Origin of the sequence: Sphingomonas sp. MJ1 (PH-R8), from assembly GCF_048058635.1 — a bacterium.
Classification (GTDB): domain Bacteria; phylum Pseudomonadota; class Alphaproteobacteria; order Sphingomonadales; family Sphingomonadaceae; genus Sphingomonas.
In genome coordinates this window covers 19,230-40,546 of sequence record NZ_JBBEFX010000009.1, presented here as the reverse complement: position 1 = coordinate 40,546, position 21,317 = coordinate 19,230, and the positions used below count along the sequence as shown (strand labels likewise).

23 protein-coding genes and 2 tRNA genes are annotated in these 21,317 nt (G+C 66.7%); 10 read left to right on the top strand and 15 right to left on the bottom strand.

Annotated features, from left to right (window positions below; genetic code table 11):
- Positions 1 to 144: 144 nt before the first annotated feature.
- On the bottom strand, positions 145 to 1,458 hold the full coding sequence (locus VPH46_RS09440) for a DUF5623 domain-containing protein (RefSeq protein WP_416610723.1): 1,314 nt from the start codon (positions 1,456 to 1,458) through the stop codon (positions 145 to 147).
- 569 nt (positions 1,459 to 2,027) lie between these two features.
- Between VPH46_RS09440 and VPH46_RS09435 the strand changes: the two genes are divergently transcribed.
- The gene (locus tag VPH46_RS09435; RefSeq protein ID WP_416610721.1) at positions 2,028 to 2,783 is read left to right on the top strand and encodes a DUF4145 domain-containing protein; all 756 of its coding nucleotides are present in this window, start codon (positions 2,028 to 2,030) and stop codon (positions 2,781 to 2,783) included.
- Between the two features lie 757 nt (positions 2,784 to 3,540).
- On the opposite strand, the gene VPH46_RS09430 is transcribed toward VPH46_RS09435, so the two are convergent.
- The 8 genes from VPH46_RS09430 to VPH46_RS09395 all read right to left on the bottom strand — a co-directional run bounded on the left by VPH46_RS09430 (position 3,541) and on the right by VPH46_RS09395 (position 9,779).
- Positions 3,541 to 5,385 (bottom strand): hypothetical protein, encoded by a 1,845-nt coding sequence (locus VPH46_RS09430; protein ID WP_416610719.1) that lies wholly within the window; start codon positions 5,383 to 5,385, stop codon positions 3,541 to 3,543.
- The gene (locus tag VPH46_RS09425; protein ID WP_416610717.1) at positions 5,382 to 5,858 is read right to left on the bottom strand and encodes an ABC-three component system middle component 2; all 477 of its coding nucleotides are present in this window, start codon (positions 5,856 to 5,858) and stop codon (positions 5,382 to 5,384) included. Before VPH46_RS09425 ends, VPH46_RS09430 begins: the two co-directional genes overlap by 4 nt.
- Before the next feature lie 23 nt (positions 5,859 to 5,881).
- Positions 5,882 to 6,877 (bottom strand): ABC-three component system protein, encoded by a 996-nt coding sequence (locus VPH46_RS09420; RefSeq protein ID WP_239434681.1) that lies wholly within the window; start codon positions 6,875 to 6,877, stop codon positions 5,882 to 5,884.
- A 180-nt stretch (positions 6,878 to 7,057) separates the two neighbouring features.
- Entirely contained in the window at positions 7,058 to 7,234 is a 177-nt protein-coding gene (locus VPH46_RS09415; protein ID WP_239434680.1) for a hypothetical protein, read from the bottom strand.
- A complete protein-coding gene (locus tag VPH46_RS09410) occupies positions 7,234 to 8,274 on the bottom strand; it encodes a serine/threonine-protein kinase (protein WP_239434679.1) in 1,041 nt (346 codons plus the stop codon). Before VPH46_RS09410 ends, VPH46_RS09415 begins: the two co-directional genes overlap by 1 nt.
- A complete protein-coding gene (locus tag VPH46_RS09405) occupies positions 8,267 to 8,725 on the bottom strand; it encodes a hypothetical protein (protein WP_416610714.1) in 459 nt (152 codons plus the stop codon). Before VPH46_RS09405 ends, VPH46_RS09410 begins: the two co-directional genes overlap by 8 nt.
- Positions 8,726 to 9,232: 507 nt before the next feature.
- A tRNA-Ala gene (locus VPH46_RS09400) sits at positions 9,233 to 9,308 on the bottom strand.
- 150 nt (positions 9,309 to 9,458) lie between these two features.
- Positions 9,459 to 9,779, bottom strand: a complete 321-nt coding sequence (locus tag VPH46_RS09395; RefSeq protein ID WP_125962413.1) for an FYDLN acid domain-containing protein — start codon at positions 9,777 to 9,779, stop codon at positions 9,459 to 9,461.
- Positions 9,780 to 9,987: 208 nt separating this feature from the next.
- Between VPH46_RS09395 and VPH46_RS09390 the strand changes: the two genes are divergently transcribed.
- From VPH46_RS09390 to VPH46_RS09365, 6 genes are all read left to right on the top strand, one after another.
- Positions 9,988 to 10,611, top strand: coding sequence for a (d)CMP kinase (locus tag VPH46_RS09390; RefSeq protein WP_125962414.1), 624 nt, complete (start codon positions 9,988 to 9,990; stop codon positions 10,609 to 10,611).
- Between the two features lie 262 nt (positions 10,612 to 10,873).
- Positions 10,874 to 12,583, top strand: coding sequence for a 30S ribosomal protein S1 (gene rpsA / locus VPH46_RS09385; RefSeq protein WP_125962415.1), 1,710 nt, complete (start codon positions 10,874 to 10,876; stop codon positions 12,581 to 12,583).
- Between the two features lie 144 nt (positions 12,584 to 12,727).
- Positions 12,728 to 13,006, top strand: coding sequence for an integration host factor subunit beta (locus VPH46_RS09380; protein ID WP_416610711.1), 279 nt, complete (start codon positions 12,728 to 12,730; stop codon positions 13,004 to 13,006).
- A 64-nt stretch (positions 13,007 to 13,070) separates the two neighbouring features.
- Positions 13,071 to 13,156, top strand: a tRNA-Leu gene (locus tag VPH46_RS09375).
- 40 nt (positions 13,157 to 13,196) lie between these two features.
- Complete coding sequence (locus VPH46_RS09370; RefSeq protein ID WP_416610709.1) at positions 13,197 to 14,675, top strand: ABC transporter substrate-binding protein; 1,479 nt, start codon at positions 13,197 to 13,199, stop codon at positions 14,673 to 14,675.
- Positions 14,676 to 14,680: 5 nt separating this feature from the next.
- Entirely contained in the window at positions 14,681 to 15,115 is a 435-nt protein-coding gene (locus VPH46_RS09365; protein WP_317892298.1) for a DUF4112 domain-containing protein, read from the top strand.
- A gap of 22 nt (positions 15,116 to 15,137) precedes the next feature.
- Here the strand turns inward: VPH46_RS09365 and VPH46_RS09360 are convergent, their stop codons facing one another.
- From VPH46_RS09360 to VPH46_RS09345, 4 genes are all read right to left on the bottom strand, one after another.
- Positions 15,138 to 15,854 (bottom strand): ribonuclease T2 family protein, encoded by a 717-nt coding sequence (locus VPH46_RS09360; protein WP_416610706.1) that lies wholly within the window; start codon positions 15,852 to 15,854, stop codon positions 15,138 to 15,140.
- Complete coding sequence (locus VPH46_RS09355; RefSeq protein WP_416610705.1) at positions 15,851 to 16,285, bottom strand: hypothetical protein; 435 nt, start codon at positions 16,283 to 16,285, stop codon at positions 15,851 to 15,853. Before VPH46_RS09355 ends, VPH46_RS09360 begins: the two co-directional genes overlap by 4 nt.
- A 61-nt stretch (positions 16,286 to 16,346) precedes the next feature.
- The gene (nadC, locus tag VPH46_RS09350) at positions 16,347 to 17,192 is read right to left on the bottom strand and encodes a carboxylating nicotinate-nucleotide diphosphorylase (RefSeq protein ID WP_416610703.1); all 846 of its coding nucleotides are present in this window, start codon (positions 17,190 to 17,192) and stop codon (positions 16,347 to 16,349) included.
- A 484-nt stretch (positions 17,193 to 17,676) separates the two neighbouring features.
- Entirely contained in the window at positions 17,677 to 18,339 is a 663-nt protein-coding gene (locus VPH46_RS09345; RefSeq protein ID WP_241212053.1) for a murein L,D-transpeptidase catalytic domain family protein, read from the bottom strand.
- A 289-nt stretch (positions 18,340 to 18,628) separates the two neighbouring features.
- Between VPH46_RS09345 and VPH46_RS09340 the strand changes: the two genes are divergently transcribed.
- Positions 18,629 to 19,261, top strand: coding sequence for a L,D-transpeptidase family protein (locus VPH46_RS09340; RefSeq protein ID WP_239434671.1), 633 nt, complete (start codon positions 18,629 to 18,631; stop codon positions 19,259 to 19,261).
- Positions 19,262 to 19,384: 123 nt separating this feature from the next.
- On the opposite strand, the gene VPH46_RS09335 is transcribed toward VPH46_RS09340, so the two are convergent.
- On the bottom strand, positions 19,385 to 19,699 hold the full coding sequence (locus VPH46_RS09335; protein WP_416610700.1) for a YdeI/OmpD-associated family protein: 315 nt from the start codon (positions 19,697 to 19,699) through the stop codon (positions 19,385 to 19,387).
- A 304-nt stretch (positions 19,700 to 20,003) separates the two neighbouring features.
- On the opposite strand from VPH46_RS09335, the gene VPH46_RS09330 reads away from it, so the two are divergent.
- Together VPH46_RS09330 and VPH46_RS09325 are read left to right on the top strand one after the other, a co-directional pair.
- Positions 20,004 to 20,348, top strand: coding sequence for a hypothetical protein (locus VPH46_RS09330; protein WP_416610698.1), 345 nt, complete (start codon positions 20,004 to 20,006; stop codon positions 20,346 to 20,348).
- Between the two features lie 196 nt (positions 20,349 to 20,544).
- Positions 20,545 to 20,907, top strand: coding sequence for a GFA family protein (locus VPH46_RS09325; RefSeq protein ID WP_416610697.1), 363 nt, complete (start codon positions 20,545 to 20,547; stop codon positions 20,905 to 20,907).
- Between the two features lie 10 nt (positions 20,908 to 20,917).
- On the opposite strand, the gene VPH46_RS09320 is transcribed toward VPH46_RS09325, so the two are convergent.
- Complete coding sequence (locus VPH46_RS09320; protein WP_416610695.1) at positions 20,918 to 21,310, bottom strand: barstar family protein; 393 nt, start codon at positions 21,308 to 21,310, stop codon at positions 20,918 to 20,920.
- Positions 21,311 to 21,317: the final 7 nt, after the last annotated feature.

The window sequence follows — 21,317 nt, the reverse complement described above, 5'->3', positions numbered from 1 at the left end:
GTTAATGTGGCCTGGTAGAATTTCTAACGGCGTCGCCGATGCGCTCACTGCGCTCAAGGCGGGCGTGAAAACGCTCTATATGCCCGATGACGTCGAGCCGGCGCCGGACGACGCGCCGTCAAGCGCGTCGTCCGGCGTGACCGGTCAGTCCGCGTTCGCCTTCATCCGCTCGACCAGCCTGATCGACATGGCGACGAGATGCAATTCGGCGCGCAGCGGCGCGCTGTCCGGATACGCAGCCTGGAGCTTCGCCTTCAGCTCGGCGAGCAGCCCGAGCACGCCATCTTTCGAGCTGGCACGCTCGACATAGGGGTTCTCACCTTCGCCCTCGCGATAATACACGTCGAAGAATTCAGGTCCTTCCATCTGTCCACGCCCGATTTCCAAGCTGAACCAGTCTTCGAGCGTCGAGCGAAGCGAGTTCAGGCGGCGATAGACGCCGTGAGGACGGTGCCGGGTTCGGAGCACCGCCTTGATGATGCTGCCGACGTCGATATGCCCCGCGACCGGCATCGTGCCGTTCGGCCGCCGCCGCTCGCAGCCCATATTGTAGCTGTAGGGAACCGAGGTCCTGGTCGCCAACGGGTAGATCGTGCCTCGGCAGCGCGCGCGGCGATGATCCTGCGGCGTCTTCGCCTTCGGGCTGACGAAAGTCTCCCAACCGGCGGCGGATACGCCAGCCCAGTCCTTGGCAAGTAGCGGAGCGGGCATCGCCTCAATTTTCGCGACCAGCGCATCGAGATCGTAGCCGGTTCGCACATCGGTCGCGACATGGAGCTCGCAGCTGTGCGGATAATACATGCCAGGCCAGTTCGTCGCGGTCACCCGCCATCCTGTGCGCGCCATCCAGTCCGCGCGTTCGGCACTATCGGGCGCGCGGCGATAGGGTTCGTCGACGAGGATGAACTGACCGGTCGCCGGATCGACCCAGTTGGTCGAATGGTCGCTGCCGGGCAATTTGTCGTCGGCTTGGCCGTTCGGGTAGGCGCGGCGGAAGTCGCGCGTGGGCATCAGCCCGGTCCGCTCCATAAAGCGTAGCGACCGCTCGGCCGTCGTCAGCCGCTCGCGGGCATAGTCCTGATTTGCCGCAATTGTGTCGCATACGAAATGATCAGGCGCCGCCATGCGCAGATTGCCGAAGCCACGGACCTGCTTCAGCAAGGTCCGGCTGCAGGTGTTGAGGATCGGGCGGGCGAGCTCGATGCTGAGCGTCTCGCGTCCCGCTTGCCACCTCTTGTCCTTATCGGTCCAGTAGATGGTCAGAAGCACATAGGGGTGCTGCACGCCGGTTCCCCGCGCGGGCAGGGTTCGTCTGGCATGCCTAAAATTCTCGCAGTCCGCTGCGCGCGCCGCGAGATCGAGGGCCTTCAAATGCTGCATGCCGCGCTCTTTGCTGAGTTGGGCGGCGAGACTCTTGACGCCAGCGAGGGTCGTCGGACGCAGATCGTCAATCACCATGGTCTTTCTCCTGGCTTGAAGTCGCAAGCGTCACTCGCCAACCGCCTCTCAAGCCGGAAAAAGCCTGTTGAAAGGGTCGTGTCACGATCAACGACAGCGCTGCCAGCAGCTTTGGAACGGCGAGTGCCATGCTCCTGCCAAGAGCCTTGTTAGTATAGCGTGGGGACCGAGTCATTTCAATCGCAGCCAAACCGCCTGAGACGATAAGCGGAGCGACCCGGGCTCCAAATGCGCCTTGAGGGTCTGGCCGTCGCAGCCCAGTAGCCACACTTTGATGTCTGCTAGAGCCGATCATTCCGGAGAGGCGGATGTCCGGACACGATCGTTAGTCGGCGCGGCCGCACGACCCAACAGCGGTCATCTCGACCGCTCTGTCCGCGTCTCAAATTCTGCCATTCGTTCATCTCGTTCGTCGTGGTCAGCTCCCGCGGCGATCAGCTGTAGAACCGGTGCCAAAGCCTGGTTAGCCGACGAGCCGCTGTCGGCTCGTGCCGGCGATTAGGGGGGCTTCGTTCAAACGGCTGGATCGTTTTTCGCGCCCGTCGAAGAAATTTCTGTATGATCGACCCATGACGGTCGATCGCACGCTCTTCGCTACCACTTTCACTACGTTGCCCGACTGGCCGTGCCCGACATGCGGCAAGGGTCACCTCAAGGCAGACAAGGACGCGCTGCTGAATCAGGAGACCGGCCCAAGCAAGGCAGCTCACGAGCATGATGCGTGGGATCCCGAATGGATCGAACGCCGTTTCGCGGCCCTGCTGACGTGCAATTTCGCCAACTGCGGTGATCTAGTCGCCGTTCTTGGTGATGTGTCGATCGTAGAAGAGTATAGTTACGACTACGACGGCGAGCCAACGCAGGAATTTAACGAGCGCCTGAAGCCACGAAGCCTATCACCCGCGCCTCTCCCCATCCGCCCGCCCGAGGATTCACCGGAGCTGGTCAAGGAGGCCCTTCGTGAAGCAGCTGGCCTGATCTGGCAAAGTGCCGAGGGAGCGGCCAATCAGGTTCGTCAGGCGGTCGAACATCTGATGGACGAGCAAGGGGTTACCAAATCAGCCCCGGGCGCCTTCGTCCCGCTCCACAAACGCATCAAGGAGTTCGAGGGCAAGGACCCTAAGAACGCGGAGATACTGCTGGCCGTGAAATGGCTCGGAAATAGCGGTAGCCACGCGGGTGGCCTGACACGTGACGACGTGTTCGACGCATTCGATATGGTCGAGCTCGTCCTTGTGAACCTGTACGATACAACCACGGCCACGATCATGGCCAAGGTCAAAGCCATCAACACCCAAAAAGGACCGGTTAAGCCGACACCGTAGAAGGGAGCGGCCGTCAGCACGACAAACGGCTCGGCCGAAAAAGTGTGTTCAGTGCCGGGAGCCGCTTCCGTCGCGTTTCCATCTGTCATGTCCATGATCGGCTTTGAACACGAGCGGCCCGACCACCTGCGGCGAGACCGACCCATTTGGCGCCGTTCGGCGTCACCCAGTTGTCACCCGAGACCAGCCCTTCGTTCATTACGGTCCGAGCGAATCGGCCAGCATAGCAGTCGCTGCATGCGTCACAGCCATCGCAGTCGATTGATGAGTTTGGGCGGACCGCTGCATCCGCGGCCCGCCCGAAGAGGCTCAGATCTGCGCCTGACCGCCGTCGACGAAGAGCTCGCACCAGTTTACGGAACCGGCTTGGCGGGCTTGCGAGGGCGGAGCATGAAGCACCCCTACCCCGCCCTGATTACCCAAAGATGCACTTGCTTTTGACAGCTTCCGGCGACGGAAACCGGGGCGGCCTGGCCCCTCGATACTCTGCTCGGAAATGAGACACGCTCTTGCCGCTATCCTGCTGATCGTTGTTGGACCACATAGAGGCCGCTTCTGACGGCCTGTGGCGGCGTCAGCCGTTGGTCGGGTCGGCTTTCTGGAGTTTGACGCCCCGGCCTGAACGACCGCAACTTGGGCGCCTTCCTGACCTTCTGCATCGGAACGATCCAAAGGCAGCTTTTTGGCCGCCTGTTCGGCTTCGTTCACAGCGGTTTGAACGCGCGTTTTTGGTACGTTCTGTCGAGAGTGTACGGCGTTAGAAGAGACCCGCTCGGCCGCCCTGCCCCAGTCCGTTGAAGACCTCGACGTTGGCGATTCGGTCGAGCCCGGCGGGCGGATCCACGTTCTCCACGATGACGAACTGACCAACGTCGCTTACCGACGCGAGGTGTTCGAAGAAGTATTGCTTCAGCGAGGATGCTGCCAGCGCGCGCTCGTCGTCCGCCAGCCTGTCGTCTTCCATCGGGTCCCGATAGGTGAGCAGGGGCGTGTCGAGCACCAGGAATCCCGGATGCGGGAGGCCTCGCTCGCGACAGAACAGCAGCAGGGCCACCTTGAAGGCCGCGTGAGTGATGGCCCGGACGCCCTTGCCATTGTGCCCCCGCAGCTTTCCATCGATCCTGAGGTCGTAGCTCGCGTCGTCGAAGGACACGTGCCGATCGCCTGGAAACTTCCAAGCGGCGAGCACCCCGCTGACCGTCTGCGCGAAATCATGAGCAGTCGTGCCATCCACGCCGACTCGCGGGCGCTCGCCGCGGCTGGCCGGCTTTCGCGCCGCCACGTCCGCTCGCCTGCCGAGCAGCGAAGCACGCTGCTCGACGAGCGACAGCCCGCGCTTCACGTGATCGCGGACCTCCATGATCTCTGTCACGGCACGGCGAGCCGCCGTCGCTGTTGGCGCAAGCCGCTCCAGCTCGTCCTCCGTACCGGACAGCTCGGCGCGCAGCGGAGACAGTCGTTCCAGAATCCGGCGTCGGCTCAAGCCGAGCTGGCGCACCGTGTGCTGAAGGTCCGCTCGCTGACGGGCGATCTTGGCCGCTTCGGCCGCCGCGGCGCCTCGTACCCGCTCCACGTCGCCAATGTCCTGATGATGGTGCTGGGCTTCGGGCGCCGCGCCGCAGAGGGGGCAGTCCCGGTCTCCGCCGAGGGAGAACAGGAAGCCGGCCTCCTCCAGAGCTTCAAGCCGCTGGATGTCCGACACATAGACGCCGTCCAGCTGGTCAAACCGACCGAGGCTGAGGTCGATCTCGTCGAGCCGACCTGCAGCCACCGAGAGCTCGATACCGAGCTGTCGCTTGCGGTCCAGCAGTTCCCTTATCGAGCCCTGCGCGGCGTCGAGATCGGCCTGTGCCTCCGCGAAGCTGTCGTCGAGCCGCCGTTCCTGATCGGCAAGGTCTTCGGTCGTGCCAAAGTCGGCCTCGATCTCCGCATCGATGGCGGCGATCATATCGTCCAGCATCTCCAGCTGGGCGTTCATCGATGACGCGAACGTACGACTGTCCGCCACCTCGACGATGGCGCTGTCGTCGATGCCCGTCAGGAGCAGCTTGAAGGTGCTGCGCTCGGCCGTCTGAGACACGGCCTGCCCGCTCTGGATCGGGGAGCCCTCGCTCTGGATGGTGGTCTCGTCGACGATGCAGAACCGGGCCACGTCGCGGAAGCTGAGGGATCGCCGCTTGCCGTTCGCGTCCACCGCTATGCGGCGCCCGTCGAGGCCGACCAGGCCGAGCAGGTGGCGGGAGATGTTGTTGTCGTCGTGAGGATCGTGCCGGGCGCCGAGCACGCGATTCGAGCCGGGCGCATCAGCGCCGATCGCCAGGCCGTCGTGCAACCTGTAGTTACCGCCAGCCAGCGCTCGGGAGATGGTCTCGTCGCCGCCGGGCGTGGCCAGCCCCAGCCACGCGCGGTCGAACGGGCGACGCTCGGCGATGTCCGGCAGTGCCTTGGACCCGCCGAGCATGTAGTCGATCGCCTTGGTGGCGAAGGACTTGCCCGTGTTCGAGGCGCCGTAGAGCAGATTGAGACCTTCGCCGAACGACAACGACGCGGCCGACGTGGCGGGCCCGGTGAAGGCGAGCTGACGTAGGGAGAGCATTGTCACGACGCGCCGCCCGGCTGCTGACCGTCCGACCGAAACTCTAGGTCCCACCTGTCGACCTGTCGCTCGATCCTGGTCGCCATGTCGGCCGTGTCCAGATCGGCGAACTCGGCGACGAGCCAGGTCGCGCACTCCTTCAGGACCTGGGCATACTCGGAGCGCATCAGGTTCACGAACGCCGGTGCCGCGTCGCCAGCACGGAAGGACACGCCGCTCTCGTCGGCCAGGGCCTCCACCAGGTGCGCCCGCCGCATCAAGGTGAGACTATCCTCGACCAGCCGCCTCCGTACCAGCAACTCGCCCGAGCGCTCGGGCAGCGAGGGGTGGAGACTCGGCGGCCCGCCGGCATCGGCCGTATGCACCACCAGATGGTCGAACCAAGTCAGGCGGGCCAGGTCCAGCGCCCGGGGATAGGCCGCGTTAAGGACGACAACCGCCCTCGTCCCGGTTTCCAAAGTGCTGTTGAACAGCGGCACCGATCCGGACCCGCCGGGCACTCCTACTTCTTCCACACGAACTTCCCGTCGTTCGCGAAGTGGTGGCAGAACCCCTGCTTCACCGGCACGCGAGCATGCCTCGCTAGCATGCCTGCCGGCATCACCGTCGCGGCCTGCGACATGACGGCCTCCACGCGGGCGAGCGCATCCGGGTGGCTGCCGCGATATGGCCCCACGACCCCGTGATACATCTCGTCGTGCAGTGCTTCGAGATCCTCCTCGAGCGTGTTGTCGCGATAGAAGCGGTTGAACGCGTCAGCTTCGAAGAAGCGGGTGCGCTGCTCCTGAAGATGGGGTCCGTACTCGACATGGTCCGACACCGCGTCGTGATCCGAGAATGCCGATCCGGCCCGCTCCCCATAGGCGTCGATAAGCTGGTCGAGGTACGGCTGCTCGCGGATATCGACGCTGGGGGGCACGATGCCGCGGGGCGGGGCGCCGGGATCGGTGTTGAACCACTTCCGCAGCACCGGACGGACGTCGTCGTCCCCCAGGATGTCGTCGACGGTGACACGGCTGACGCAGGAAAAGTCGTAGGCGTCGACCATGGCCCGAAGCGACTCGGTGAGCGCCAGCGTCCGACCCTTCACGATCTTCTTGGCGCAGACGGCATCCCACCTGGCGATCAGCTCGGCCTTCAGCTTGCTGGGCTTGTTCACCAGTGCTTCGAGGTCGCGGCCCATCCCCTTCGGAACGACGAAGACGTATGCCGTCGGTGGCGTGAACTCGCCCTGATCCGAATGGAAAAGGATCTTGCCGAGTTCGAGCAGGGCGGTCGAAACGGGCAGCAAGGTCCCGTATTGCTTGCACTGGTAGTTGTCCCAGGGCCCTTCGTGGCGACTTGCCGTCCTGAACCCAACCACGTCCCGCCCGAGGTCGCCGGAGCCGGAGAAGCGCTGCACCTCCACGTACCTGGACTTCTTCTGCGCGATCCAGTCGCGAACGAACCGCTCCAGGTTCTCGTCGTCGAGCGCAAGTACATCGCGGTGGTGGCGCATCGGCGCCGCATAGCGAGCCGGGCGTTCGCTTCGCAAGATGTGAGCATGCGTCGTGGTCGTTCCCGACGCAGGGATCCGGTCCGTCAGGCTGTTGATGGTTTCGTTCATGAAGCTCGATCGTCGGCCGCCATTCAGGTCCGCTCGCCGCGGCGGCGGATCCAGCCAAGAACCCGCCGTACGCTAGTCGCGCGGCCGCCGCCGAAGATCGATGTAGAAACCCTCGCTGATCGGCGCCTCCGCGTAACTCCGCTCGCGCTCGGCGCTCTTCTTCGGGCAGGGCGCTGCGTCCCGGTCGAACGGGGGAAGGTTTCCCGACCGGGTGATGTATCGCGCGGGATCGTTCCTGACCCTTGCCATCAGTGGTCTCCGAGAAATGTCCTCACCTGCCTGTCGGTCATGCCGGCGGTGCAGCCCTCGCCGAACCGCCTGCGCTGCCCCGCGCCCGCCGTCTTGTAGCACGTCGTTCCACCAGCATCGGCGAGCTCGAACTCGTACTTTGTTCCTTCTACGTTCTTTTCCCAGCGCTGGCAACCGGCGGGTTTGGAGTACCGCCAGTCCAGCGTCGAGTCGTCGATTAAGGCCAGCGCGTTCGCTACCTCCAACGCGGACTGGAAGCGATCGTTCGGATCCACCTGCAGGCATTTCCGCACCACCGTGCGCAGGCGCTCGGGGACGTGCGCAGGGAAGCTGCGCCTGTCGGGAAACTGGCCGTTCACGACGGCCACCCTGAACGCATTCCGGTCGAAGGCACCACCGGGGAGGAAGGCGGCGAACTGGCGATCGAACTCACCGTTGCCGCAGCACATGCGGTACAGCAGCATGCCGACCTGATAGATGTCGAAGGTGCGCGGGAACTCGTATCTCCCGGTCGCCTCCGGCGGCTGGGTACGGATGTACCATTGGTCCTGTTCGGCCATTCCGCGGGCCCCGATCGGCCTAGCCAGCCCAAAATCGGACAGCAGGCCCTCTCCTCGCTCGGACAGAAGCACGTTGTCCGGCTTCACGTCGAAGTGGACGAGGCCCTTGGAGTGAACGTGCTGGAGCCCGGCCAGTACCTGGCAGCCGATCGTCACGATCTCGCGTACCGTCAGGAACTGCCGGGAGATAAGATCCTTGAGGGAGCCGTTGCGGTACAGCGGCATGGCCACATAGACGTTCTCGTCGTCCTCGCAGGCATAGTGGATCTGCACCACGTTCGGGTGCGTGCTGGCATATAGCGCCTGCGCCTCCGCGAAGAAGCGGCCGGTGTCCAGCGTCGTCTTCGCAATCTCCTTGATAACGATGTCGGCGGCCAGCTGATGGTCCCGCGCGAGATAGGTGTGGCTGTTCTGGCCGTGCTGTCCGATCTCGCGCTGGTATTCGAAGCCGACCTCGGCGCGCCGATGAGGTCTAAGCATTCGCGGCACCCATCGCGTAGAGCACGGCCTCGCGTCGAACCTCGCTCATGTCCTCCCACCCGTCGACTTCCATGTCGTTGCGCCCCTCTTTCGTCATCGGCTTGAAGCTCGCCCGGTCGACTGCCAGCCTTGATGCTCCGACGGCGATCGGACCGGCGAAATATCCTTCCAGCGCGCTGCTGGCGAACGCCTCCTGGATCACCCCCTCGACCTGGACGCGCTCTACGGACAGGCTCTTCGCAACCGGCTCGCTGGTCCGCACTCCGGCCCGCTCGACTCGATACTCGCGCAACACGTCGAGCACGCTGCTGCGCACGTACTTCAACGCGACCGGCCATTCGAACGCGGCCGGGATCTGGATGTCCTCGACGTTGACGATCTCGTTCGCCTCACTGTCGAAGATCGCGAACGTCACGCACTTCGGCGCGGCCCGAAGGCCCATGGTGATCATGTATGGCGTCCCCCCCGTTGTTCCGCCCATTAGCCGTCTTGTCTTTCCAGTCTACGATGAATTGGGCCGCCCGGAGCGGAAGCCTGGAGGATGCGCTATTGGGCTATCGTGGCACCAGCACAGCTTTGGAAAACTTGGAAGAGCCCGCCAGCATGCCGAGGGTGACAATGGGGGTTTTGAGCGGGGAGCGGGAAGCAGGTTCGGAGCGCGTAGCCACCGCGCCAAGTAACTCTAACGAAGGTCCGCTATCCTCAGCTGAACGCTGCAAAGCGGCCGTTCCGATTTCCCCCAGCAAAGCCGTTAGGAGATCGCTACATAGCGTTCGCTGTCAGCGGACCAATCCGCGGTTCTCGGCGCCCGGAGGCGCGGCGGGTAACCGGCCAGAGGATCGGAACGTTACCCGAACATGTCGCCCTGCGATCCGTGTGCGATCCGCCAATTGGAACAAACCGCAACCACACGGGCGGAGGGTCCCGAGAGAACTTTAGACCGATCAAGTACTTAGAATGGTGGAGCCGAGGGGGATCGAACCCCTGACCTTCGCAATGCCATTGCGACGCTCTCCCAGCTGAGCTACGGCCCCACGCCGTTTTTGCCGTTCGTTTCCGAAGCGGCTCCGGGAACCCCGTGTCCGGGGAAGGCGCCCTCTAAGCGGGCCCTTTTGGTTTGGCAAGCGCCTTTTCGACGCTTGCCGCACCTTTTTCGTTTTTGCCGGCCTAGGCCGGCGCGAGGATCAGTTTTCCTCGTCTTCGTCCTGGGTGTTCACGCCCAGATCGTCGTCGCCGCCGAGATCGACGTCGTCGTCGGCCGAGGGCTCATCCTCACCGTCGATGTCCAGATCCTCGTCACCGAGATCGGCGTCCTTGTCCGCCTCCTTCTCGCTGATGGGCTTGGCAGCTTCGAAGGGAAGCGGCTGCTTGGACTTCAGGATAGGCTCCGGATTCCAGGTCACGCCGCATTCGATGCAGGTGACGGGATCTTCCTTGCCCAGGTCATAGAAGCGCGTCGCGCATTTCGGGCACGTCCGCTTCGTGCCCCATTCCGGCTTCACCATGTGCCGCTCTTGCCTTTCGGTGTGGGATTTTGGGTATCGGGACTGGTGCCCGAGAAGTGGCGCGCGCCTTGCCATAGCGCAAGGGCGCTGTCAAAAACCGCCGCCTGCCGCCCGCCCAGCAACGACGGATGCTTCGAGGCGAGGCAGATCTGCGGCCCACCGCGCCCGGCCGCTTGACGACCGCTCCGGTTGCGGCAAGGGGTCGCCTATGATCATTGCAGTCGACGGACCCGCCGCGTCGGGTAAGGGCACCATCGCCCGGGCACTTTCCCGCCACTACAACCTGCCCCATCTCGACACCGGGCTGCTCTATCGTGCCGTCGCCGCAACCGTGCTCCGCGACAAGCTCACGCCCGAGCGCGAAGCCGATGCGATCGCCGCCTGCGGCTTCGAGGATCGGCTGCTCGAGGATCCGTGGCTGCGGAGCGACGAGGTCGGCCAGATCGCGTCGGTCGTCTCCGCGCATGCGCTGGTGCGCGCCGCGCTGCTCCAACGCCAGCGGCGCTTCGCGGCGCAACCGGGCGGCGCCGTCCTCGACGGCCGCGACATCGGGACGGTGATCGCCCCCGACGCCCACGCCAAGCTGTTCGTGAAGGCGACGCCTGCCATCCGCGCACGCCGTCGCCACCTGGAGCTTCAGAAGCAGGGCTCGCCCGTCACCTACGACAAGGTTCTGGCCGACATCCGCGCGCGCGACGAGCGGGATGCCGGGCGTGCCAATGCGCCGATGATGATGGCCGCGGACGCCGCCCCGCTCGACACCAGCTTCCTGTCGATCGAGGCCGCCGTTCAGCGCGCGGTGGAACTGGTGGACGCACGCGTCGCCGCCTGATCGGGGGCACCGGTCCGGCCGCCCCCTCAAGCTTGCGAATTGCTTGCATTCGGGCTATGCGTGCGGGGTTCGACGAGCGATTGCTCGCGGGGCCGGCGCGGAGGCGATTCCTCACGCGCCCTTTTTCGCATGAAATTGCAGGCCTTTGCAGCAAGCGTCCGACGAATGCCGCGACCGGCATTCGGCCGCCGCGGCGACACCGGTCAAAGACCGCCGGAACCAACCGGCCGGCCGGAAAAACGTACAGGAACCAGGAACTCTAATGGCCTCTTTGGCAAACCCGAGCCGCGACGATTTCGCGGCGATGCTTGACCAGACCCTGGGTCAGGCCGACAGCTTCGAAGGCCGCGTGGTCATCGGGACCGTCACCGGCATCGAGAACGACCTCGCCGTCATCGACGTGGGCCTCAAGTCGGAAGGCCGCGTGCCGCTGCGCGAGTTCGCAGCGCCGGGCCAGAAGGCAGACCTGAAGGTCGGCGACGAAGTCGAAGTCTATGTCGACCGCGTCGAGAACGCGAACGGCGAAGCGATGCTCAGCCGCGACCGCGCCCGCCGCGAAGCCGCCTGGGACAAGCTGGAAACCGAGTTCGCCAAGTCGGCTCGCGTCGAGGGTGTCATCTTCGGCCGCGTCAAGGGCGGCTTCACGGTCGACCTCTCGGGCGCCGTGGCCTTCCTGCCGGGCTCGCAGGTCGATATCCGTCCGGTGCGCGACGTCACGCCGCTGATGGATATCCCGCAGCCCTTCCAGATCCTCAAGATGGACCGCAAGCGCGGCAACATCGTCGTCTCGCGCCGCGCGGTGCTGGAAGAGACCCGCGCCGAGCAGCGTTCGGGCCTGATCCAGTCGCTGCACGAGGGCCAGGTGATCGACGGCGTCGTCAAGAACATCACCGATTACGGTGCGTTCGTCGACCTGGGCGGCATCGACGGCCTGCTGCACGTCACCGACCTCAGCTACAAGCGCGTCGGCCACCCGTCCGAGATGCTGAACATCGGCGACACGGTGCGCGTGCAGATCATCCGCATCAACCGCGACACGCAGCGCATCTCGCTCGGCATGAAGCAGCTCGAGAGCGATCCGTGGGATGGCGCGTCGGTCAAGTATCCGGTCGGCGCCAAGCTGGCTGGCCGCGTGACCAACATCACCGAATATGGTGCGTTCGTCGAGCTGGAGCCGGGCATTGAGGGCCTCGTCCACGTCTCCGAGATGAGCTGGACCAAGAAGAACGTCCACCCGGGCAAGATCGTCTCGACCTCGCAGGAAGTCGAAGTCATCGTCCTCGAGGTCGATCAGGAAAAGCGCCGCATCTCGCTCGGGCTCAAGCAGGCCCAGGCGAACCCGTGGGAGCGTTTCGCCGAGCAGCACCCGGTCGGCTCGACTGTCGAAGGCGAAGTCAAGAACGCGACCGAGTTCGGTCTGTTCGTTGGCCTGGACGGCGACGTCGACGGCATGGTCCACATGTCGGACATCGCCTGGGGCATCTCGGGCGAGGACGCGCTCAACCTGCACCGCAAGGGCGAGATGGTTCAGGCCGTCGTGCTCGCAGTGGAGCCGGACAAGGAGCGTATCTCGCTTGGCATGAAGCAGCTCGAGCGCGGCGCGCCGGCGGTGGGCGTTGCCACCACGGGCGACCGTCTCAACAAGGGTGCGATCATCACCGTCACCGTGCTTGAAGTCCGCGACGCGGGCCTCGAAGTGCAGGCTGGCGAAGACGGCGCGACCGGCTTCATCAAGCGCACCGACCTCGGCCGCGACCGCGACGAGCAGCGTCCGGAGCGCTTCCAGGTCGGCCAGAAGTTCGACGCGATGGTGTCGGGCTTCGACCGCTCCAAGAAGCCGACCTTCTCGGTCAAGGCGATGCAGATCGCCGAAGAGAAGCAGGCAGTTGCACAGTATGGCTCGTCCGACTCGGGCGCGTCGCTGGGCGACATCCTGGGTGAGGCCCTCAAGGCCCGCGGCGAAGGCCGCTAAGCATTGCGCCGCGGCGGGAAGTTGCTTCCCGCCGCGGCAAATGCCTTAACTTGTGTTGCAGTTCGGCTCCTGCCGAATTAGCTGTTCGGTTCCCCTGCGTAATGACCGCTTCCGCCAATGCGTGGTGGGATGGATGAGGCCGACATGATCCGATCTGAACTCGTACAGCGCCTGGCCGCCGAGAACCCCGGCCTCTCCGCGCGCGACGTGGAACGGATCGTCACCGTTTTCTTCGACAGCATCGTCGAACAGTTGAAGGCGGACGGTCGCGTCGAGCTGCGCGGCTTCGGCGCCTTCTCTACCCGCGCACGCGATGCCCGGACCGGTCGCAACCCGCGCACCGGCGAAACCGTCGAAGTGGATGCCAAGCGCGTCCCCTATTTCAAACCCGGCAAGGAAATGCGCGCGCGCCTGAACGTGTGACGTTCCGCCTTGGCGCAACGCCGCGCTTGACGCGGGTGCAGCCTTGCGGTTCCCGTGCCGCGACGCGGACGTGGCGAAACCGGTAGACGCAGCCGACTTAAAATCGGCTTCCGAACAGGAGTGCGGGTTCGAGTCCCGCCGTCCGCACCACCATGTGGCGCTCCGCCGCCTTCGATGGCAGGAAGGGGCCATGGCGCCCTTCCCCTTCTCGCACGCCCGCTTCCCGCTGCTGCTCGCCGCGGCTGCGCTGGCGCTTGGCGGCTGCGACCGCCGGCCCGACGATACGGCGGTGGCGGTCAGCGTCGTGGGCGGAACGGCTCGGGTGGCCGATCCTTCGCGTACGGAGCTCTCCCCCGCCGAGCGCGTGCTGATGGGCGCGACGGCACAGGGCCTCGTCCGCTTCGATGCCACCGGGCAGGTCGAGCCCGCGCTTGCCGAGCGCTGGATCGTGATCGACGAGGGCCAGAGCTATATCTTTCGCCTGGGTGACGCGCGGTGGCCGGACGGCAACCGCGTCACCGCGAGCGAGGTCGTGGCAACGCTCAAGCGGGCGGTCCGCCCCGCGCACCATAAGCCCCTGGCCGGCGCCTTGCGGCTGGTCGACGAGATCGTCGAAATGACGCCGGAGGTGGTCGAGATCCGCCTGCGCCGGCCGCAGCCGGAGTTCCTGAAGCTTCTCGCCCAGCCGGAGCTTGCCATCTTCCAGGCACGCGGCCTGCGAGGGACGGGACCGTTCGAGCTCGGCCAGCCGGTGCGCGGCGCGCAACAACTGCGGCCGATCCGCGGACTGGACGACGAGGATGCCGACACGCCGCCCAGCCCCGCCGAGAGGATCGAGCTGCGCGGGGACCGGGCAGCGCGCGCGGTCCTGCGCTTTACGCGGGGCGACCTCGATCTGGTGCTGGGCGGGGGCGTGGACGACTGGCCGTTGCTGGCCGTCGCGGAGGTCGCGCGGGAGAGCATCCGCGTCGATCCGGCGGTGGGGCTGTTCGGACTGGCCGTCGCACGGCGGCAAGGCTTCCTGTCCGAAACCGCCAACCGGGCCGCGCTGGCGGGCGCGCTCGACCGGGGCGCCATTGCGGCGGAGGTGCGCGAGGAATGGGCGCCTGCCACCACGCTGCTTCCGGCGCAGCTCGACTCCGCCGCCGCCCCTGCCGAGTTCCCCTGGCCCGCCACGCCGACGGAGGACACCATCGGGCAGGCGCGTGCGCGGGTCGCAATCTGGCTGGCGGACCATCCGGACATGGCGCCGCTCCGGATCGCACTGCCGCAGGGACCCGGCGGCAACCTGCTGTGGCGCGGCATCGCCCGGTCGCTGCGCGCCATCGGCCTGCCCGTGGAGCGAGTGGCGATCGATGCACCGGACGCGGACCTGCGCCTGGTCGACAAGGTCGCGCCGCTCGATTCGGGCCGCTGGTACCTCGACAACGCCTGTGTCGCCTGCGACCCGATGATCCGCTCGATCATCGACAGCGCCGCCGATGCGCCGGACGCGGAGACACGCGGGCGGCTGCTGGCGGACGGGGACGCGGCGCTGGCGGCGGACGCGAGCTTCGTGCCGATCGCCCTGCCACTGCGGTGGTCGCTGGTGTCGCCGCGGCTGCGCGCCTGGACGCCGAACCCGCGCGCGTGGCACCCGTTGAATCACCTGCGCAGCGACCCCAGCTAAGATCCATGAACCGCACCTCCCGCATCCCGCCCGAAGCGTTCGACCGCCTGGCCGAAGTCGTGCCCCTGGGCCGCGACGCCGCTGCCGTGCGCAAGCGGCTGGTGGCCCTGGAGCGGCTGCTGGAGCGCAGCTTCGTGATCCCGGGCGTCAAGGTGCCGGTGGGCCTCGACTTCCTGTTCAACCTGCTGCCGGTGGGCGGCAGCTTCATCGGTGCCGCGATGGGCAGCTACATGATCTGGGAGGCCCGCAACCTGGGCATGTCCAAGCTCCAGATGGCGCGCATGGCCGGCAATGTCGGCGTTGACTGGGCGGTGGGCCTGATCCCGGTGGTGGGAGCGGTGCCCGACCTGCTGTTCCGGTCGAACACCCGCAACCTGCGCATCATCAAGCGCCACCTGGACAAGCACCACCCCGGCACGGCCACGATCGACAACCCGTGACCGCGCGCGGGGCGCTTGGCCGTTACCGGCCGCCCCGCCAGATCTTGAGCGGAGCGTTGGCGGTGACGCCGCCCTGGTGCGCCGGGCAGGCGCGGTAGCGCAGCCGCTTGTCCAGACACAGCCAGACCTCGTCCAGCCAGCCGTCGCGGGTGGCGGTGATCCGCATCATGTTGGCGGCGATGCCGGGGTTCGCGCGGGCGATCGCCTGCGCGAGCTGGCCGGCGGTGAGGCGCGAGCGGCGCGAAAGCGCGTCCATGTCCGGGAAGCGCAGCCGACCGTAGAGCGCGTTGGAGCGCGCAAAATAGGCCGCGGGCGTCACCCCCATGCAGCTGCCGTGCCTGGCATATTCATGCTGGAGCAGCTGCACCGAGGGCGTCGCGCACAGGTTCTTGCGCACCACCGCCTGCGGCAGCAGCGCAACGGGCTTGCAATATTGCGGCCACGTCTTCCCCTCCCCGTCCGGCCAGAGGCCGTGCAGGGTGAAGCCGAAGCGGTTGCCCTGGCCGCACTGGAAGCTGTCGTCGCCCGCCCGCTTGCCGCGGCAATATTGCGGCGACCAGGTGAGCGCGAGCGTATAGCTGCCGATCGGGATCACCCGGCGCGGCTGCTTGGGCGTCGGCAGGTCGGCATGCGGCCGCGGCAGCGCCGCCGGCACGCTGCACTGGGTGCTTTGTGCCAGGGCGGTGCCGGGAAGCGCGGCGGCGAGGAGCATCGCCGCCTTGTGCCAGAGGCGGATCATTCGAACGGCGTTTCCGCAGGGCCGGTCGGCTGCCCCTTGAACCAGGCGACGGCGTCCGGCTTGAACAGCATGACGACGGCGGCGGCCTGAAGCGCGGTCGAGAGGATGCTGAGGATGCCGGGGACGCCGCCCGGATAGGCGCCGTTCAGGAGGGTGAACAGCAGCGAGATCACGCCGATCACGAAGAAGATCACGATGATCCACCGGGCGATGTTGCTGCGCATGCGCGAGGTGAAGAACCACAGCAGCAGCGAGATGCCGAAGCCGACGATCACGCTGCCCAGCATGACCGGCGTGGCGATGGCGGCGGTTGCGGGGTCCGCCTGCATCCGCTCCATGGTGGCGTTCCAGCCGATGGCCGTGCTGATGAGGCCGAGCGCCAGCGCGCCCAGATAGAAGATGTCGAAGCGTTGAATGGACTTGGGACGCATGGTGTTTCTCCCCCTGTAAACAGCGCCGAACCTAGCCGACCCGCCCCTTTGGGCAAGCGAATTAGAGGGCGGTGAAGTCGAGCCCGATATCGGCGGCCGGCGCCGACTGGGTGAGCCGGCCGACCGAGACATAGGTGACGCCGGTCGCGGCGATCGCGGCGATGGTGTCGAGCCGGACGCCGCCCGAGGCCTCGGTGGGCACGCGTCCGGCGACCTCCGCCACCGCGGCGCGCAAGGTCGGCGGGTCCATGTTGTCGAGAAGGAGGTGGGTGGCGCCGCCGGCAAGCGCGGGCGCGATCTGGTCGAGCCGGTCGACCTCCACGATGATCGAGGCGATGCCGGCCTCCGCCGCCCGGCGCGCCGCGGCCTCGACGCCACCCGCCACCGCGACATGGTTGTCCTTGATCATCGCCGAGTCCCACAGGCCCATGCGGTGGTTGGTCGCACCGCCCATGCGGGTGGCGTATTTCTCCAGCCGGCGCAGGCCCGGCAGCGTCTTGCGTGTGTCGAGCAGCGTGGCGCCGGTGCCGCGGATCGCGTCGACGCAAGTAGCGGTGAGCGTGGCGATGCCGGAGAGATGCTGCACGGTGTTGAGCGCCGAGCGCTCGGCCGTCAGCAGCGCGCGGGCGTTGCCGCGCAGGCGCAGCAGGTGCGAGCCGGCGGCGGCGCGATCGCCGTCCTGCACCAGCGCCTCGATCTCCACCTGCGGGTCGAGCGCGCGGAAGAAGGCTTCCGCGATCGGGAGGCCCGCGACGGTGATCGCGTCGCGACTGTCCATGACCCCGGCGAAGCGCGCGTCCGCGGGGATCACGGCGGCGGAGGTGATGTCGCCCCCCTCCCCCAGATCCTCGGCAAGCGTCTCGCGGACGAAGCGATCCAGATCGAAACCTTCGAGCGACCAGTGCATGCGCGTTCTCCGCCGGACGTGAGGAAGGGCGCGCGGTAGCGTGCCCGGGAGAGCCGCCGCAAGGCGGAAAGTGCGTCGGGAGTCCGTCCACGAACGCGTGTCGCACCGGTGTCCGGGGCCTGCCGCGCGGCGTGCTGCACTGCGGAAGGTTAGGCTAAGGTTAGGCCAAGAACGGCTGGTGCGAGCGTGGATCGTCGTCGCGACGATGCTGCTGGAGGTGGGTGATCCCAGGCGCGGCCGATCCCTTGGTGTGCGTGCGAAGGGGGACCGTTGCTCTGCCGGGCCTTGGGTTCCTGCCTGCGCAGGAACACGGTGGAGGCCGAAAGCGCGCGCGATACCTGTCCGGGCGGAGTCGCGGTGTCGGTTGAAAGGCGTCCGGACGCGGTGCGCGTGATCGGCCATGGCAGTCCTCCCCCGATGCGGGGAGGACTGTGGCGACGTCCGCGCGTGTAGGACAGCCCGGGCGTGTGGCCCGGGCGTGCCGTCAGACCTTGGCGGCGTAGAGCATGCGGCCGTTGCCGAGGTGGCCGAACACCTGCGCCAGCTCGCTTTCGCCGACCGCGAAGCAGCCCTGGCTGCGGCCGAGCTTGCCGTGGGTGCGCAGCATCGAGGCGTTGGAATACCAGGCGCCGTGGATCACGATCGCGCGATCGAGCGCATTGTTGTTGGTTGGATCGAGCCCGATCAGCCGCTGCGACTTGCCATGCTTGCCGACATAATAGTCGGAGGCGAGGAAAGCGCCTTCGCACGAGGCGTTGGAGCCGTTGAGGTTGGAGAAGCGCTGCAGATAGCCGCTGTGCGCGGGATCCGAGCCGCTGCCATGGGCCACCAGCAGCGTCGTCGTCTGGCCGCTGATGAGGTCGACGAGGTGGAAGCGCGGCACCGACGAGGATGCGGCGAAATCGGCAATGGCGATGCGATCACGATTGGCGACGCGGCCGCCATGCGCCTGGAGTGCAGCGACCGCACGGCGGAACAGCGCCGGGCGCACCATGCGCGGCGAAGTGAGCGGGGCGACGGGGGCCGCCGGCACGGCCGCACGGACCGGCGAGGCGAAGGCGCCGGATGCGACCACGGCGCCCGCGACCGTGAGACCCGAGGTGAGGAATGCGCGGCGCGAGGGCGCCGTTTCGACGATGTTGTGCACGTGGATGTCCTGCCCTGAAGCCCGCTCTGGACACCGCATCGCGCTGCCCGGCACCCTTTTAGCCAAGAAATCCAAACCGTTCCTACTCGCGCACGCGCTCTGCCGCAGCCCTGCCGCGGCTCATCGCAGGATCGCGGGGTTGGCGGGTTGAGAAAGGTTCCGTTGTGCAGGCGGCAGATTCTTTCTCGCCTGTCAATGGCACAAAATAGACTTACCTACGTTTAGAAAGATGTGAAGCGGATGGGTCGCACTTCCCCCCACCCGCATGACGATGATGTTGAGGTGCGTAATGAACATTCGCAATTGTCGCGCCTGGCTGGCGGCCGGGGCGCTCGCTCTTTGCCTGCCGGCGGCTCCCGCTTTTGCGCAGGAAGCCATCGCGCAATTCGACATTGCGTCCAGCCAGGCGCTGAAGCCGGGCCAGTTTGTTTGGAAGGACAGCGGCGATGCTTCGGAACCGGTGACGGTGACCGTGAGCATCCCGTTGCAGCGGGCCTATGTCTTCCGCGGCAGCACCCTGATCGGCGTGTCCACCGTTTCCACGGGCAAGCCTGGCCATGAAACGCCCACCGGCGAGTTCGAGATCCTTCAGAAGAAGGTGATGCACAAATCCAACTTGTATGACGACGCACCCATGCCGTTCATGCAGCGGCTGACCTGGGACGGCATCGCGCTGCACGCGGGCAACATCCCGGGCCGCCCGGCCTCGCACGGCTGCGTCCGGCTGCCGTCTGCCTTCGCCAAGAAGCTGTTCGCGGCGACCGAGATGGGCGCGCTGGTGTCGATCAACAACGACCCCTACGACCCGCTTTCCGCGCCGCCGCTGCCGGCCGAGAATTTCGAATCGTCCATGTCGGGCACGGTGACGGCGTCGCAGGACGTGGTGCCCGGCCGCGGCATCCGTACCGCGACGGCGCCCTGAGCCGGGGCTGGCGGACGCATCCGGCGCTTGACCCCTGCCGTTGAAGGAGCGGCCGGGTCTGAGCGCAGGACGTGTCGGGTCGCGGCCCCGCGGATCTCACCAGCGGCGTGGGCCTGCGATCAGCTAACCGCCCCGTTTGCGGCGCCCCTCGACCAGGACTGCCTGCTGCCACCGCCCTGGCGCCTTGTCGGTCCGGTGCGTGCACCCTGCCCAGCAGCAGGGCCGCTTCTTGCCGGCCAGCAGCTCCTCGCACATCCGCTGCAGGCGGCGTTGACGCGTCGCTGCCTGCTTCGCGTCGATGACCCAGCAGATGAACTCGTTGCGGCCAAGGGGCGTCAGCTCCTGCCAGCGCGACGACAGGTCGGTGCTTGCTTGCACGGCGGCCTGAAGATCCTCGGGCGCGTCGTGGACCGTGCCGTGCGGAAACGAGTCAGCCATGGGATCTCCAGACTTCCGGAGCCGGCCGCACTGTGCCGGGCTGGCGGATATTCGCACGCATTGCCGCGCGCGCAATCAGAACCGCAATGCTCCGGGCGCGCGATGCGCCACTCAAAGGAAGGAACTACCGGCTTCATCGAAGTGTCACGCTCCCCGCCTAGCGCTGGATTCTCCACATTCATCCTTCCGGGGGGCAAGGACTTTGAAGCTTCATCCCATCGCCGCGGGCTTCTTCCTCATTGCGGGCGCGCCTGCTGCCGCCCAGGAGGCCAGCTTCTGCGAGCGGCTTGCGCCGCAACTCGGCATGGCCCCGATCGAGAAGGGACGGCAGGGGCAGACCACTGGGGAATGGCGCGTCAACACGCTGGCAGGGCTGAAGACGGTGTTGTTCGGCGGCAGTACCCTGATCTCCTTCGGCATGCAGCCGGCTGGGGACAGCGCAACGGTCGAGGACTATGCGCGCCTGCAAAAGGCCTGCGAACAACAGAAGAAGAACTTTCTCTGCCGGATCGAAGGCCCGATGATCCTCACCGTATCCACCGGGAAGGGGAAGGCCGAAATCGAGGCCTTGCCCGGCGAGCGCGCCGAAGTCGAAATGAAGGGGACGACGATCCTCTGCCGGGATCCGCGCGCGATGAAGAAAGCCTAGGGTTCGCCAGACTGGCACCCGCAGGAACAGGCCGCTTCCTGTATTCGGCTAGGGGCTCGCGATGCTGGCGAGGGGCGCGCGAACGGCGTAGCCTGCCAGGCGAGAACGGGCGGCCGCTCCTGCTTGGTGCGCCAACGCCCCCTTTGCCTGGGAGGGCGGGATGCGGGTTCGGGTTGCAAGCTGCCGGTGCGGACAATTGCGGGCGACCTGCACGGGCGAGCCGGTGCGGGTGTCGGTGTGCCATTGCCTGGAGTGCCAGAAGCGCAGCGGCAGCGCCTTTGCCGTGCAGGCGCGCTGGCCCGACGCACAGGTGGCGCTTGCCGGCGAGTTCCGGACCTGGGCCCAGCAGGGCGACAGCGGCGCGGTGGCGCGCTTTCGCTTCTGCCCCACCTGTGGCGCGACTTTGGTCTATGCGAGCGAGGGCATGCCGGGGCTGACGGCAGTTGCGGTGGGCGCCTTTGCCGATCCCGGTTTTCCGCCCCCGCAGTACTCGGTGTGGGAAGACCGCAAGCACGGCTGGGTCACCGTGTCCGGGGACGGGATGGAGCACTTCGACTAGCGCGGCGCGGCTAGGCGGCGACCAGTTCGATGTTGGGATGGTCGGCGAGGATGTGGAGGATGGTGTCGAAGTAGGTCGGCCCCTCGCCGCGCTCGATCGCGTCGAGCTGGCGGCGGATCCGGGCCACGTCGAAGAGGTCCGGCCGCTGGAGCTTTGCGCGCAGGTGGGCGGCGGTGGCCTCTGGCCCGAGCGCCGATCGGCTCGCCTCCAGGTCCTTCCAGACGAGCCGCACGGGTTCCCGGCCCGCGATCGCGCCATAGCCGCCGTGCAGCAGGTCCTCGAACGCGTCGAGGCTTTCGCCCAGCGTCCAGTCCTCTCCGGCCATGAGGACGCGGTTCACCTCTGTGTAGAAGGAGGCGACGTCGCGGATGCGGGCGCCTTCGAGCGTGAGGGTCTTGGTCACGGACGCG

Bases quoted from the DNA above. Each gene is read 5' to 3' on its own strand.
- VPH46_RS09440 (WP_416610723.1), bottom strand. From the start codon at position 1,458: ATGGTGATTGACGATCTGCGTCCGACGACCCTCGCTGGCGTCAAGAGT.
- VPH46_RS09435 (WP_416610721.1), top strand. From the start codon at position 2,028: ATGACGGTCGATCGCACGCTCTTCGCTACCACTTTCACTACGTTGCCC.
- VPH46_RS09420 (WP_239434681.1), bottom strand. From the start codon at position 6,877: ATGCGCCACCACCGCGATGTACTTGCGCTCGACGACGAGAACCTGGAG.
- VPH46_RS09415 (WP_239434680.1), bottom strand. From the start codon at position 7,234: ATGGCAAGGGTCAGGAACGATCCCGCGCGATACATCACCCGGTCGGGA.
- VPH46_RS09410 (WP_239434679.1), bottom strand. From the start codon at position 8,274: ATGCTTAGACCTCATCGGCGCGCCGAGGTCGGCTTCGAATACCAGCGC.
- VPH46_RS09405 (WP_416610714.1), bottom strand. From the start codon at position 8,725: ATGATCACCATGGGCCTTCGGGCCGCGCCGAAGTGCGTGACGTTCGCG.
- VPH46_RS09395 (WP_125962413.1), bottom strand. From the start codon at position 9,779: ATGGTGAAGCCGGAATGGGGCACGAAGCGGACGTGCCCGAAATGCGCG.
- VPH46_RS09390 (WP_125962414.1), top strand. From the start codon at position 9,988: ATGATCATTGCAGTCGACGGACCCGCCGCGTCGGGTAAGGGCACCATC.
- rpsA (WP_125962415.1), top strand. From the start codon at position 10,874: ATGGCCTCTTTGGCAAACCCGAGCCGCGACGATTTCGCGGCGATGCTT.
- VPH46_RS09380 (WP_416610711.1), top strand. From the start codon at position 12,728: ATGATCCGATCTGAACTCGTACAGCGCCTGGCCGCCGAGAACCCCGGC.
- VPH46_RS09370 (WP_416610709.1), top strand. From the start codon at position 13,197: ATGGCGCCCTTCCCCTTCTCGCACGCCCGCTTCCCGCTGCTGCTCGCC.
- VPH46_RS09365 (WP_317892298.1), top strand. From the start codon at position 14,681: ATGAACCGCACCTCCCGCATCCCGCCCGAAGCGTTCGACCGCCTGGCC.
- VPH46_RS09360 (WP_416610706.1), bottom strand. From the start codon at position 15,854: ATGATCCGCCTCTGGCACAAGGCGGCGATGCTCCTCGCCGCCGCGCTT.
- VPH46_RS09355 (WP_416610705.1), bottom strand. From the start codon at position 16,285: ATGCGTCCCAAGTCCATTCAACGCTTCGACATCTTCTATCTGGGCGCG.
- nadC (WP_416610703.1), bottom strand. From the start codon at position 17,192: ATGCACTGGTCGCTCGAAGGTTTCGATCTGGATCGCTTCGTCCGCGAG.
- VPH46_RS09340 (WP_239434671.1), top strand. From the start codon at position 18,629: ATGAACATTCGCAATTGTCGCGCCTGGCTGGCGGCCGGGGCGCTCGCT.
- VPH46_RS09335 (WP_416610700.1), bottom strand. From the start codon at position 19,699: ATGGCTGACTCGTTTCCGCACGGCACGGTCCACGACGCGCCCGAGGAT.
- VPH46_RS09330 (WP_416610698.1), top strand. From the start codon at position 20,004: ATGGCCCCGATCGAGAAGGGACGGCAGGGGCAGACCACTGGGGAATGG.